The 13,755-nt window shown below is 68.9% G+C and carries 12 protein-coding genes; 4 read left to right on the forward strand and 8 right to left on the reverse strand.

Translation table 11 applies throughout. From position 1 onward, the window contains the following. Nucleotides 1-8: 8 nt before the first annotated feature. The 4 genes from NA3_RS25600 to bioB form a co-directional block, all read right to left on the reverse strand. A complete protein-coding gene (locus NA3_RS25600) occupies nt 9-3,965 on the reverse strand; it encodes an NACHT and WD repeat domain-containing protein (protein WP_063917760.1) in 3,957 nt (1,318 codons plus the stop codon). A gap of 327 nt (nt 3,966-4,292) precedes the next feature. Then, a complete protein-coding gene (locus tag NA3_RS25605) occupies nt 4,293-4,919 on the reverse strand; it encodes a DUF2567 domain-containing protein (RefSeq protein ID WP_062966195.1) in 627 nt (208 codons plus the stop codon). Beyond that, entirely contained in the window at nt 4,919-5,143 is a 225-nt protein-coding gene (gene bsaP, locus NA3_RS25610) for a biotin synthase auxiliary protein BsaP (RefSeq protein ID WP_030514660.1), read from the reverse strand. The genes NA3_RS25605 and bsaP overlap by 1 nt, the downstream gene beginning before the upstream one ends. Before the next feature lie 83 nt (nt 5,144-5,226). Beyond that, nucleotides 5,227-6,240 carry a biotin synthase BioB gene (gene bioB / locus NA3_RS25615; RefSeq protein ID WP_030514661.1) on the reverse strand — a complete coding sequence of 338 codons (1,014 nt, stop codon included), beginning with the start codon at nt 6,238-6,240 and terminating at the stop codon, nt 5,227-5,229. 173 nt (nt 6,241-6,413) lie between these two features. Here bioB and NA3_RS25620 point away from each other — a divergent pair, with 173 nt between their 5' ends. The 4 genes from NA3_RS25620 to NA3_RS25635 all read left to right on the forward strand — a co-directional run bounded on the left by NA3_RS25620 (nt 6,414) and on the right by NA3_RS25635 (nt 10,276). Next, the gene (locus NA3_RS25620; RefSeq protein ID WP_062966196.1) at nt 6,414-6,998 is read left to right on the forward strand and encodes a TetR family transcriptional regulator; all 585 of its coding nucleotides are present in this window, start codon (nt 6,414-6,416) and stop codon (nt 6,996-6,998) included. Nucleotides 6,999-7,184: 186 nt separating this feature from the next. Beyond that, on the forward strand, nt 7,185-8,216 hold the full coding sequence (locus NA3_RS25625; protein ID WP_062966197.1) for a FecCD family ABC transporter permease: 1,032 nt from the start codon (nt 7,185-7,187) through the stop codon (nt 8,214-8,216). After that, the gene (locus tag NA3_RS25630) at nt 8,213-9,034 is read left to right on the forward strand and encodes an ABC transporter ATP-binding protein (RefSeq protein ID WP_308189533.1); all 822 of its coding nucleotides are present in this window, start codon (nt 8,213-8,215) and stop codon (nt 9,032-9,034) included. The genes NA3_RS25625 and NA3_RS25630 overlap by 4 nt, the downstream gene beginning before the upstream one ends. Before the next feature lie 219 nt (nt 9,035-9,253). Beyond that, a complete protein-coding gene (locus NA3_RS25635) occupies nt 9,254-10,276 on the forward strand; it encodes an ABC transporter substrate-binding protein (protein ID WP_062966198.1) in 1,023 nt (340 codons plus the stop codon). A gap of 12 nt (nt 10,277-10,288) precedes the next feature. Here the strand turns inward: NA3_RS25635 and NA3_RS25640 are convergent, their stop codons facing one another. From NA3_RS25640 to NA3_RS25655, 4 genes are read right to left on the reverse strand one after another with little or no spacing between them, the layout of a single operon-like run. Further along, complete coding sequence (locus tag NA3_RS25640; protein WP_062966199.1) at nt 10,289-11,434, reverse strand: alpha/beta fold hydrolase; 1,146 nt, start codon at nt 11,432-11,434, stop codon at nt 10,289-10,291. 36 nt (nt 11,435-11,470) lie between these two features. After that, entirely contained in the window at nt 11,471-11,809 is a 339-nt protein-coding gene (locus tag NA3_RS25645; protein ID WP_062966355.1) for an MmcQ/YjbR family DNA-binding protein, read from the reverse strand. Between the two features lie 58 nt (nt 11,810-11,867). Continuing rightward, nucleotides 11,868-12,548, reverse strand: a complete 681-nt coding sequence (bioD, locus tag NA3_RS25650; protein WP_062966200.1) for a dethiobiotin synthase — start codon at nt 12,546-12,548, stop codon at nt 11,868-11,870. Nucleotides 12,549-12,578: 30 nt separating this feature from the next. Beyond that, on the reverse strand, nt 12,579-13,727 hold the full coding sequence (locus NA3_RS25655; RefSeq protein ID WP_062966201.1) for an 8-amino-7-oxononanoate synthase: 1,149 nt from the start codon (nt 13,725-13,727) through the stop codon (nt 12,579-12,581). Between the last annotated feature and the right edge of the window lie 28 nt (nt 13,728-13,755).

The raw sequence follows: 13,755 nt of genomic DNA on the forward strand, positions 1-13,755 counted from the left end.
CCACAGCGTCACTCACACGGCGGCCGGTACTTCAGTTGCGGCAGGTGTTCGCGCCATACCTCTTCGGTGAGGACGGATCTCGTGGTGGAGCAGATGCGGTCGACCGCGTGTTCGGTGTCGAGATCCCACACGTGAACTGTGCCGTCGGCGGTCGCTCCGACCAGGTGCTTTCCATCGGGATAGAAGGCGCTCGAGTCGTCGCCGCCCTCGTCTGCATTGATCATTGCGTGGTCGGCTCCACGCGGATGGTATCTGTCGCTGATGTCCCAAATCCGGGTTCCGGTGCGATCGGATGACGCCAGGGTCTTTCCATCCGGACTCAGCGCCAGTGCGGACAGCATGGACGAATGCCCCGGCAACGGTTCACCGATCTGTTCCGGGTGGGCGGGATCCGAGATATCCCACATTCTGAGTAACTGATCGTCACCAGCTGTCACCACCGTACGACCATCGGGCGCGAGCACGACGCGCAAACCGGATTGCGCTTGCCCGGCTCGGATTTCACCGGTTCGTCGAGGATGTGCGGGGTCCGCGACACTCCACAAGCCGACTATGCCGTTCACCTGCGGAAGCACCAAAGTCTTGTCATCCGAACCGAAGTTCGAGGACCACACATACGTGAACTTGTCCGCAGAAACCGGAATGCGTGGGCTGAGCACCGAGGGCTGAGGTGCATCGGAAGTGTCCCACAGTTGGAACCATGCGATCGAATTCGTGCGTCCAACTATGACCGCTCGGTCGGAACGATGATTGAAGGCAACCCGATCGAGAACGGCTCCGGAGACACCGATCGGCGAGTCCATCGGCAACTGCCCTAGCGAGCGAATAGCCGGAACGCCCCCGATCGCGAACAGTTCCGGATTGCGAAAACCCGACAGCACCAGCATTTTCCGTCCGTCGGGGCTAATGCTCACATGTAGCCACGCTCGCCCATAATCGCCAAGGTCGACTTGTCCGATCCGATGAGCTGCCGTGGGGCTGTCGAGCGACCATACTTCGATCGCCGATCCGTTCACGACCGCCACGCGGTTGTCCCGAACCGCCACCAGTCGGCCATGCGGCCAGTTCTCGCCAACCCCTCGCGCAAGCGACCACAAGCGAATCACACCGTCCTGGCCGGCTGCCACCAGATCGGCGCCATCAGGACTGAAGGCCACCGCGCTCAAATACCCCTTCGGCCCCGAGAGCTGTCGCCCGAACGCGACAGGATGCCCAGGGTTGCTGATGTCCCACAGCCGCACGACTCCCCCGCCATCGGTGTCGGCGAGCACTCGGCCGTCAGCACGAAACGCCAGCGGCGAGAACATGCTCGAACCGGAACCCGAAATAGGCTCCGTTTCCCGCTCCGGGCGATTCGGCGCCGAGATATTCCACATCTCCACTGTGCGGCCCACCGAAATCGCCGCCCTCGTACCGTCCGGACGGATCGCCAGCGACACCGCGTGATCGGCCAGGCGCACTTGCGAAACCGCTGTGTCGGTGAGCCTGTTCACCTGCCATAGCTGAACCTGCCCAGAGAAACCGAGGGTGACAGCTCTGCGCATGTCCGCGCTGAAACGCACCATGTCGTACTCCGAGCCGGGCGGCGGGGCAGGAATCACCACGTTTCGGACCACTGGATGCGCCGGATCGGAAAGATCGACCCCGTTGATACTTCGGTCTTTCACCGCCATGAGCAGCACTTTCCCATCAGGATCGAAAGCCAGTCCGCGTGCGTATCCGCCCGGAATCGGGCCGCTCAGCTGAGCCGGACGACGAGGATCGTGCACGTCCCACAGCCGCACAGGGCCGTCTTGATCGTGGGAGACCAGAATTGTTCCACTGGGACTGAAAGCGAGCTCTTCGACCCGTTCGGTGCCGCCTGTCATCAGAACACCGATCTGCTGTGGGCGACTCCGATCCGAAATATCCCACAGGCGGATGGCTTTGTCGCTGCCTGCGGAGGCCATCAACCGACCGTCGGAACTGATGATCGTCGCTTCCACCCACCCACCGTGGCCCTGAAGTTGCGCCGCGAGCGGCATGCTGCCGGCACTCACAACCCGGGCGCGTGCGTCGCGGTCGTCCGGTTTCATGCGATATGCGACCAGCGCCAACTGAGCCGACAGCGATGGATCCGACGACTCGGCTCGGTCGGCTTCGGCCAGCACCGATCGGAAGAACGCACCGTCCCGTTCGTGGGAGGCGTTGTGGCTCTGAACGAATGCGACACCGGCGAGAGCGAGCGAGACGACGGTTAGCACCGCCAGCGCCGACCTCCGCGCCGTCGCCCGGCGCTGCGCGCGCGTGCGGGCGGACTCCGAGGCGGCCAGGAATTCCGCCGCCACCGGGCCGAGGGCGGCGTTGCGGGCGTGGTCGCGCATGGTGGTCAACCGTGCCCCGCGATACAGCAGGGACGGGTCTCGATCGTGTTCGGACCAGTCGGCGGCATCGGTGTGCAGGCGTTGGCGTTCCAGGTAGCCGACGCGGTCGTCGTCGATCCAGGAGCGGAGGCGGGGCCAGGCGTCCAGGACGATTTCGTGGGTGAGGTAGGCGGAATCGGCGTCGAGGGTGATGAGGCGGGTGCGGGCCAGAGCGTCCAGCGCCGCGTCGACGGCATCGACTGTCCGGGTGAGTAATTCGGCGCGTGAGACCTTGCGGCGGGTGTCTCGGGAATCGTCGCCGACCGCGACCAGGCCGAGCAGCACCTGTTTACCGACGGCGCGCTGGAAGTCGGAGAGTTCGTTCCAGGCCCGCTCGGCGGTGGCCGCGACCGAGCCGAGCACTCCCCCGGCCGCACGGTAGCCCTCGATCGTCAGGCGGGAGCCGTCGCGGCGCTCCCACACCGCCTCCATCACATGGGACACCAGCGGCAGCGCACCGGGATCGTAGCTTCGGCGGTCCCCTCCGCCGCCGAGGCCACACAATTCGCTGATCACCAGTTCCTCGAGGCCGGATTCCAGCTTGTATCCGGCGATGTCGGCGGGGCGCGTGATGGCGTCGGCCAACTCGTCCAGCCGCATCGGGCCCAGCAGATAGCTGCGATGTTTCAGCGCGTCTTCCAGAACCGGCTCGTCCAGGCACCGCGCGTAGAAGTCGGCGCGGATCGCGGCGACGACCGCCACCGGGCCGTGTTCGTTCCCGATGGCCAGATGTTCCAGCACCGCAAGGAATTCGGCGCGCTTGCGCTCCTCCCCGCACAGCGTGAACAGTTCCTCCATCTGGTCGACCACCAGGATCCGCCGGCCGGCCGATGCCCATTCGGCGACAGCATCCGGGATCGATCCCACGACGTCGGTGATATCCGGATCACCCGGTGTGCTGCCCTCGGAATTCACCGCCGAAAGCAGCGCCCGCATCGGATCCGGGCCGGGTGTCATGGTGGCGATCGCCCATACGGGTTCCGAATCGGTCAGGGCCGGAAGCACTCCCGCATGCAGCAGGGAGGATTTCCCCGCCCCGGAGGCGCCGACGAGGACGACCAGTCCGCCGTCGCCCTCGGCGGTGGCGCGGATCAGGCCGACCAGGTCCGCCGTGTGCCGGGCGCGACCGAAGAAGACGTCGGCGTCCTCGGACCGGTACGACGCCAGGCCGAGATAGGGGCAGACGACATCGGCGCCTTCGGAATTCGGGTCCCAGTCGTTCGAGGCGGTCCACAGCTGCTGCCACTGGTGCAGATCCAGCAGCGACGGAGTCACCGGTCCGCTGGATTTGCGGGCCTCGTCGATCAGGGTGAGCAGCACGGGCAGCAGGGATTCGAACCGCGCGGGCACATTCCGGCCCGCCTTCCAATCGCTGAGGCGCTGCACTGACACCGGTGACTTCTGTCCCGGGCCGCGGGTGGCGCGCATCCGCGCGTCGGCTGCCGCCGCGACCCGCCGCAGCGTGGGATTTCCGGCGGCGGCGAACAGTTCCGCGAAGCGTTGAGAGAAAAGAGTTCTCGGCGAGGATCGGGGCCGTCCCCGCCGCGGCGGTGCGGATTCCACGGGTACCTCCTGCACAGTCGGTCATCGTTCGGACACTGTGCAGCCTCGCGAGCCCACCCGGCCGAACGCCGTCGAACGGCGACGAAAGCCGTGGTAGGAGCTGATAATTCGAATTCCGGACCGGATATCCGCACGGTCTCGAAACCCCCGATCCACCCGCCGACCCCCCAGTGCCGGATTCAGGCTACCCACCGACGAGAGGAGTCACATCCCCCCGCAACCGTCCGCACACGAACCGCCTGTCGCCACATCGTTCTCACCGACGCGGATCGAGGCGGGGCACACGTCTACAAAGTCATCCGGTGGCGCAACCGGCGTCGGCGCGATTCAGCGCTGGAAATCGGCGTTCTGATAGGGCCCGGGCCGATGGTAGGGCCCGTAGGTCACCTCGGAGAGGGGGGTGCGCGGCGTGGGTTCCGCCGTGTCACCGCGGCCGCTCCCGAGGTCCTCGGAGGTGCTCAGCGCCGACAGCAGGAGAATGACCAGTCCGGCGATCAGCGGTTGCAGCAGGAGAGCGGTCCAGCCTTCGACGGTGGGCGCGAGTTCCACGACGGTGTGCACGGGCGGGTTGTGTGAGCGGGGGTGGATCCAGCGCGCGACCTGTTCGCCGAACCACGACATCACCCACGCCCCGGCCAGCGAACCGATCAGCAGACTCAGCAACATGATCGGCCCGCGCATCACACGCCAGCGCCACACCGCGGCGGCGCTGAGCAGGCCGACCACGAAGCCGACGCAGGCGAAGATCGCGACCGCGTCGAAGCGGTGCGCGCTTTCACCGGTGAGCGCCATACCGCTACCCGGTTCGACGACGAAGACCTTCTCGGTCGGTGCGAGCATGGCCCACACTCCGCCGCCGATGATGCTGACCACCAGCACCGCCGCGACGATTCCCAGCGCCGCGCGCAACTCGCGCGGTGCGGGAGAGGCTGCGGCGGCGCCGCGGGAGGTCATCAGCGATGGTCCAGGCTGTGGGAATCGATCACCCCGTGCCGGGAGCACTTCGCCCACCAGCCGTCCGGACTCACCTGCACGATCATCCGGCGGCCGCAGTGCTCGCAGTAGCGCGGCGGTTCCAGCCCCAGGGCCGCGGCCGCCGGCACCGGATCGTCGAGACCCACGACGATCCGCTTCCCGGTGTACGGGTTGTAGCGCTCTTGCATATCAGGCTGTGGCATCTGGACCACCATTCGCGAAACCCCTTATGAAGTGCAGCTCTCCAGCTGCTCGACAATACCCGAACCGCCGCGGCCGCGGGCGCTCAGAGGGTTTCGTTGAGCGCCTTGATCGGCATCTTCAGATCGGTGAGCAGGTCCAGGTCCGCTTCGGCGGGACGGCCGAGCGTGGTCAGGTAGTTGCCGACGATGACGGCGTTGATGCCACCGAGGATGCCCTGCTTGGCGCCGAGGTCGCCGAGGGTGATCTCGCGGCCGCCGGCGAAGCGCAGGATGGTACGCGGCAGCGCGAGCCGGAACGCGGCGACGGCGCGCAGCGCATCGGCCGCGGGCAGCACCTCGAGGTCACCGAACGGGGTGCCCGGGCGCGGGTTGAGGAAGTTCAGCGGAACCTCGTCGGGCTCCAATTCGGCCAGGTTGGCGGCGAATTCGGCCCGCTGCTCCAGGGTTTCGCCCATGCCGAGGATGCCGCCGCAGCACACCTCCATACCGGCCTCGCGCACCATGCGCAGGGTGTCCCAGCGCTCCTCCCAGGTGTGGGTGGTGACCACGTTCGGGAAGTGCGACCGCGAGGTCTCGAGGTTGTGGTTGTAGCGGTGCACACCCATGGCGGCGAGCTGATCGACCTGTTCCTGGTTGAGCATGCCCAGCGAGCAGGCGACCTGGATGTCGACCTCGTTGCGAATGGCCTCGACGCCGGCGGCGACCTGCGCCATCAGCCGCTCGTCCGGACCGCGCACGGCGGCGACGATGCAGAATTCGGTGGCGCCGGTCTTGGCGGTCTGCTTCGCGGCCTCGACCAGGCTCGGGATGTCGAGCCAGGCGGCGCGCACCGGCGACTGGAACAGGCCCGACTGCGAGCAGAAGTGGCAGTCCTCGGGGCAGCCGCCGGTCTTGAGCGAGATGATGCCCTCGACCTCGACCTCCGGGCCGCACCACTTCATCCGCACCTCGTGCGCGAGCTCCAGCAGCGCCTCGAGCTGGTCGTCGCCCAGGCGCAGCACCTCGAGGGTCTGCTCCTGGGTCAGTCCGACGCCGCGCTCGAGAACCTGCTCGCGCGCGGTGGCCAGAATGTCGGTCTTCACGGGTGCCTGCGTCACAGCACGAATCCCTTCCGTCCGGCCGGTGCGGCCGTGCTTATCGCGGCATGGACCGGTCCCTCCGTGGTTACGCAGGCTGCCGCCTCCGGGCCTGCGCGTCCATGCCGTGCAACTTGAACGGTGTTCAGGCTAGGGTAGCGGGGTCAGTGAGTCAAAACACGCGAGGGGTAGAAGTGCAGCTACATCGGACGGATGTGATCGACGGCGCCATCGCCATCCTCGATCAGTACGGCCTCGCCGATCTGACCATGCGCCGCCTCGCCACCGCTCTGCACGTGCAGCCGGGGGCGCTGTACTGGCATTTCCCGAACAAGCAGGCGCTGCTCGGCGCGGTCGCCGACCGCATCCTCACCCCGATGGACGAGCCCGTCGCCGCCGAGGACTGGCCCGGCCAGATCAGCGAACTGGCGCACCGGCTGCGGTCGTGTCTGCTGGCGTATCGCGACGGCGCGGAGGTGGTGTCGGCCACCTACGCCTCCCGGCTGACCACCAGCAAGGGCCGGGAACGCTTGGCCAGTGCGATGATTCGCGGCGGCATGACGCGCGAGGAGGCCGATCTGGCCGCCTACACCCTGCTGTACTACGTACTCGGCGAGACGGTGGACGAGCAGTCGCGGATGCAGATGGATTCCGCGGGCGCACTGGCGGAGGAGGATTCCCCGCTCTACGAGAACACCTCGGCCACCGAGCGGTTCGACTTCGGCTTGCAGCTGTTCGTGGGCGGTGTGCTGCACCTGCTCGGGAGCCGGGTGCGCTAGCCGGACATTTCGGACGGTAGTATTCGGGACCGTCATCCCCGGCGGCGCGGGAATCCGGTGGGAATCCGGGACGGTCGCGCCACTGTGACCGCGGCGGCCGCTGACCTGCGGACCGATGCGGGAGTCAGACCTCGGTCGCCGGGCACTGCTCTGAAAAGGTCGCGTGATGCCTGTGGAGTTCCGGCGATGAACCGCGTCCGGACAACGATCGTCGTCCCCGTGACGCTGGCGTCGCTGCTCGTCGCGATGGTCGTGGCGACCGCGTGCGGTGCCGAACCGCTTCCGATTGCAGCGGTGGTCGAGGTGCTGGGCGCACATCTGGGCGGTTCCGGTGCGGCCGATTCCGCCTTCGACACCATCGTGTGGCAGTTGCGGGTGCCGCGCACGCTATCGGCCGCGGTGGTCGGTGCGGGACTGGCGCTCGCCGGGGCCGCCATGCAGACACTGGTGCGCAATCCCCTGGCCGACCCGTATCTGCTGGGCGTGTCCTCGGGCGCGGGCGTGGGCGCGGCGGCCGTGATCACGTCGGGACTGTTCGCGGGGGCGGGAATCTGGGCGTTGTCGGGCGGCGCGCTCCTCGGCGCCGTGATCGCAGCGGCAACGGTTTTCGCGATCGCGATGGCGCAGGGCGGCTTGACGCCGCTGCGTCTCGTCCTGACCGGAACGGTACTGGGATCGGCGTTTTCGGCGCTGAGCAGCTATCTCGTCTTCCGCAGCGCCGATCCGAAGGCCGCGCAGTCGGTGCTGTTCTGGCTGCTCGGCAGCCTGGCGGGAGCGGATTGGACACGAATCGCGCTGCCCGCCACCGTCGTCGCGGTCGCGGGCGCGGCGCTGCTGGCCGTGCACGGGTGGCTCGACGCGTTGAGCGTGGGCGCCGACACCGCCGCATCGGTGGGAGTGCCGGTGCGCGCCGTGCGATACGGGCTGTTCGCCGGGCTGGCGATTCTGGTCGGCGTCCTGGTGGCGGTGTCCGGCGGGATCGGTTTCGTGGGTTTGGTGGTACCGCATGCGGCGCGGATGCTGGTGGGCGCCACGCATCGGCGTCTGCTGCCGGTCGCGGCGCTGTGCGGTGCGCTGTTCCTGGTCGTGGCCGACGCGGCGGCACGAATCCTGGTGCGGCCCACCGAAATTCCGGTCGGTGTGCTCACCGGGCTGATCGGCGCGCCGGTGTTTCTGCTGCTGATGGGGCGGCGGCACTACCGGTTCGGTGCGGCGTGAACCGGCCGCTCGCCGCCTCGGCCGCGTCGGAAACCGGCGCCGCACTGCGGATGGAACGTCTCGCATGCGGGCCCCGCAGCAGAGTGGTTCTGGCAGACGTCGATGTCGAGGTCCGGCCCGGAGAGATCGTCGGCATCGTCGGGCCCAACGGCGCCGGGAAGTCGACGCTGCTGCGCACGCTGGCCGGATTGCTGCGCCCGCGAGCCGGGCGAGTCCTGGTCGACGGCGACACCCTGCACGCGATATCCCCTCGCCGGCGCGCTCGCCTGGTCGCCCTGGTCGGGCAGGACGAGCAGCCGCCCGCCGATCTGTGTGCCGGTGAGGTGGTCGCGCTGGGCCGCACACCGTATCTGCCGCCGTGGGGCGCCGGTAGTCCGGCCGAACGTCGTGCGGTCGAGGACGCCTTGACGGCGGTCGATCTCCGCGGGTTCGCCGATCGCCCGGTGCGGCGGATGTCCGGTGGTGAGCGGCAGCGGGTGCTGCTGGCCCGGGCACTGGCGCAGGCGAGTCCGCTGCTGTTGCTCGACGAGCCCACCAATCATCTGGACATCACCCACCGGCTCGCGCTGCTGGAACTGGTCCGGGGGCTGGGCCGCACCGTCGTCGTCGCCCTGCACGATCTGAGCTTGGCCGACCGCTACTGCGACCGGGTGCTGGTCGTGCACGACGGAGCCGCATCGGCTCTGCGTCCGCCACGGGAGGCATTGAGTCCCGAGGTCCTCGCCACCGTCTTCGGTGTGCGAGCGGCGCGCGTCCGGCATCCGGCGACAGGCGCGACACATCTGCTGCTGGAACCGAATACGGAGGCGGCCGGATGAGGCACCGGTACCCTCGCGGCGCTCTCGAGCCGACCGCGTTCACGCCCGACGCCGGCCCGATCACCCGCCGACAGCGACCCTCGCGATTCCGGCGCCACCCGGCTCACGGCGGGCCGGCGACGGCGTCGCCTCGGCCGGCCGACCACCGTTCGAGCACCTTGCCGGTGCCCGCCTCGAACCCGGCAGCTGGAGTCCTGACAACCGCTGGAGGTAGACGATATGCATCTTCTGCGATGGCTCGCCGCCGGGTCGACCCTCGCGTCCTTGGTGGCGTGCGGCCCCGCACAGTCCTCCGACGGCAATCTGACCCTCGTCAATTGTGGTGCACAGGCGCGCTTTCCGGCTCCGGCGCAGCGCATGTTCGTCAACGACACCAATATGGTCGCGATGACGCTGGCCGTGGGCGCCCAGGAATCGGTGGTCGCGGTGGCCGGTCTGCAACAGGACGCCGCAACCCTGCGCCGCCACTACGGTGACGTGGTGGATCGGTTGAACAATGTCGCGCCGAGTTCGCCGTCCCGGGAAACGGTGCTCGCCCAGCGTCCCGATGTGATGGTGGCCGGCTGGAACTACGGCTACAGCGAGGCCACCGATCTCACCCCGGATACGCTGCGCGCCAACGGTATCGCTCCCTACGTCCTCACCGAGAGCTGCCGCCCGCACGCCGGTCGGCGACAGCGCGGCACCGTCGAGCCGTGGGCGGCGCTGCGCGCGGATCTGTCGAATCTGGGTGCGATCACCGGTCATTCCGATCGGGCCGCCGCACTCGTCGCCGATATCGATACCCGCCTCGAGCGGTTGCGCGCGGCACCGCGGGCCGCGTCCCCGCCGACCGTCTTCGTCTTCGACTCCGCGAGCGACACGATCTTCTCCAGCGGCAGATTCGGTGGCCCCCACGCCGTGCTCGAGGCCGCGGGAGCCCGCAACACACTCGACGATGTGGCCGATACGTGGACGACGGTGTCGTGGGAACGCCTGGCCGCCGCCGACCCGGACGCCATCGTCTTCGTCGACTATCCGGGGCAGACCTTCGCCCAGAAGGTGGATGCGCTGCGATCCAAACCCGGGATCAACCGGCTGCGCGCGGTGACCGAGCAGCGGTTCCTCAACCTGCCCTATGTGCTCTGGACGTCGAGCCCGCTCAATATCGATGCCGCCGAGCAGGTGCGAGCGCAGCTCGAGCGGTGGAACATGCTGCCGCCCTCGGCGATTCGCCCGGCCTTCGACGACGCCGTGCACTGAACCACGGCCGGCTCAGGGCATGCCCATGGTCTGCTCGGAGTGCACCAGCCCGATGAACGGCACGATCTGCTGCGCGATCACCGTGTTGTATTCGCGGGGATGCTGCCGCGGATCGGCGTGGCCGGTGCTGCGGGTCAGCACCACGAGAAGCGTGCCGTCGACGCCGCCGACGGTGTCGATCAGTGCGCGATGGGTGTATTCGTCGTCGACGACGGTATCGCGGTAGGGATCGTGCGGGCGGATGAACACGATGGCCGGGCGGGGTTTGCCGGCCGCCGGTTTCGCGAGCGCGTGCAGGTCGTCGAGCGCGCCGCTGGCAACGATGGCCTTGAACTGATCTTCGATGAGGCCGTTGCTGGCGGCGTCGGTGTTGAAGATCTTCTGCCGCAGCACATCGGTGACGGTGCGGCGCAGCGACGCCATCCGGATACCGGGCGGACTGGAGCCGTAGTCGACGAATTGGTCACGCCGGGAATAGGTTTCCGCCAGCAGTCGCAGCCCGCGGCTCTCCCGCGTGCCCGGGAACCAGCCGAACCAGCGCAACAGCTCCTCGCCCTGGTCGCGGCTTTCCGGCCGCACCGCGGCCAGGTTGACCGGCGTGCAGTCCAGGATCACCCCCGACAGGGTGCGCGTGCTGTGGGTGTGGATGTGTTTGGCGATCTCGAGCGCGATCACCCCGCCCATGCTGTGGCCGACCAGCACCACCTTGTGAATACGGGCGGCCTCGGTGACGCGGATGATCAGATCGCTGATGACCTTGGTGTCGATACCGGTGTTGTCGTATCGCACCGCCCACACCGAACCCAGTTGCCGCAGCGAGGGCAGGGCCCGCGCGGTATCGGAGGCATCGAGCGATCCCAGGCCGACGAGGTCGAACACCGCGGTATCGCGGTCGCTCGCCGCGGCCGGGCCGGAGATGGGCAGCACCGCGGGATCGGTGCGCGCCAGCCGTGCTTGCTCGGGGGAAACGTCGTAATGCCAGTACTGCGCGAACACGACCAGTACGACGATCGGGACCAGCGCCGCCCGCAGCAGCACGCGCCGTGTCCGCCCCAGCGTCCGCCAGCGGTGCCCTACACGGGTTTCGGCCAGCCGGGCCCGCCGTCGCGCATCGTCGTAATCCGCGACCGTGGAAGGGTGCCGATCTCGCATGGACATCCCCACCCACTGTAAGGGCGTTCGCGCCCGGCTCGATTACCGCTGGTCGTCGAGCAGGTGGCGGGGTGCGGCCTGGCGCCACGAATCCAGGATGATCGCCTCCAGTTCGGCCCGGTCGTCCAGGGCGGCCAGCCGGGCGCGCACCCACGCGTTACCGGCCTCGTGCGCGGCGATCCAGAATTTCTCCGGCTCGGCCACGACCAGTTCGTCGCGGTCGACGATCGGGCAGCGCACGGCCATCGAGGTCTCGGCCTCGGGCAGCGTCAGGAACAGCTTGCCCGCGACCCGGAAAATCGGCATCCCCCAGGCGAACTGCTCCGACGTCTCCGGCAGCGACAGGGCGTAGTCGCGGGCATCCTCCCCGGTTGCGCTCATGCCCGGCATCCTGCCAGGCCCCACCGACACGAATCGGGGCGTCGCCGCGACGGGCGGATCAGCCGAGGTAGCGCCGCAGCCAGTCCGCGTGGAACCATCCGGAGGCGGTGTCGGCGAATCGCTCGGGCAGCCACTGTCCGGCGCCCTCGGGAATCACCCCGACAACCTCGACACCGGTGACCTCGGGCAGGTCGGTGCGGTTGCATTCGGAGGCGAGATCCGGTGCGCTGGGCCAGGATCCGATGACCAGGCCCGCACAGCGCACACCGGCTGCGGCGAGGGCTCGGGTGGTGAGTTCGCTGTGGTTGAGGGTGCCCAGGCCCGCGGCCGCCACCACCAGCACCGGGGCGTCCAGTTTCTGTGCCAGGTCGAGCAGCGTGAACTCCCCGACGCGAACCAGCAGTCCGCCCGCGCCCTCGATCAGCGTGAGGCCGGCATCGGCCAGCGAGTCGATCCCGGCCACCGTTTCACCGAGGGTCAGCAGCGGTTGCCCGCAGCGGCGGGCGGCGGTGTCGGGGGCCAGCGGTTCGGGATAGCGGGCCAGTTCGAGCGTGCGGGTGACGCCCGAGAGCCGCTCGATCACCGCGAGGTCGCCGGGTTCGCCCGGAGCCACGCCGGTCTGTGCGGGTTTGCATACCGCGACCGTGCGCCCGGCCGACCGCGCCGCCGCGGCCAGCGCGGCGGTGACGACGGTCTTCCCGACATCGGTCGAGGTTCCCGTGACGATCAACCTGCTCATACCGCCTCACTCCTCCATTTCTCGCATCACTCAGGCGGCCTGCGGATCCCGCGCCGCGGTCAGCACCTCGTCCAGCACCGTGGCGATGGTCGCCATCTCGGCGTCGGTGAGATCGGCACGCGCGGTCAATCGCAGCCGCGAGGTGCCTTCCGGCACCGACGGCGGCCGGAAACAGCCCACGCTCAGGCCGCGCGCACGGCACTGCTGCGCGGCGTCGTAGGCGACCTGCGCCTGCCCCAGCACCACCGAGACGACCGCCGAATCCGGTTGCGGCACATCGGCGATGCGCGCGATGTCGGCGGACCGGGCGAGCACTCGCCCGCCCAGCTCCGGTTCCTTGCGCAGCAATCGCAACGCGGCATGTGCGGCGCCCACCGCGGCGGGCGCCAATCCGGTGTCGAAGATGAAGGTGCGCGCGGTATCGATGAGGTGGGCCCGTACCCGCTCGTCGCACAGCACGATTCCGCCCTGCGCGGCAAGGGCTTTCGACAGGGTGGCGGTCACGATCAGATCCGGTTGCCCGGGCAGGCCGAGCTCCTGCACCAGACCGCGGCCGCCGTCGCCGCGGACGCCGATGCCGTGCGCCTCGTCGACGATCAGCACCGCGCCGTTCGCGCGGACCACCCGGTGCAAGTCGGCCAGCGGCGCGAGGTCGCCGTCGGCGCTGAACACCGAATCGGTGAGCACCAGCGCGCGGTCCTCCGTGCGCTGGGACAGCAGCCGGTCGACCGCCTCGACATCACGATGCGGCGCGATCTCCACCCGCGCCCGCGAGAGCCGGCAGGCATCGACCAGCGAGGCGTGGCTACCGGCATCGGAGACCACCAGCGCGCCCCGCCCGGCCAGTGCGGTGACGACACCGAGGTTGGCGGCGTAGCCGGAGGCGAAGACCAGGCCCGCCTGCGCCCCCACGAAGTCGGCCAGGTCGGCCTCGAATTCCTCGTGCGCGACGGTGGTGCCGGTGACCAGCCGGGATCCGGTCGCGCCGGCACCCCAGGTCCGGACCGCCTCGACCGCGCCCGCGATCACCTCGGGGTGGCGCGACAGACCCAGGTAGTCGTTGGAGGCGAGGTCGATGAGATCGCTGTGCGCCGGTCGCGCCCGCAGCTGCCGCCGCAATCCGGCGCGCACCCGGTCACCCGCACGCTCGTCCAACCAGCTCAACGGATCCTCGTTCACAGCTCGGAAGCATACTTGAACGCCGTTC

It is taken from the genome of Nocardia africana NBRC 100379, assembly GCF_001612635.1.
Taxonomy (GTDB): Bacteria; Actinomycetota; Actinomycetes; order Mycobacteriales; family Mycobacteriaceae; genus Nocardia; species Nocardia africana.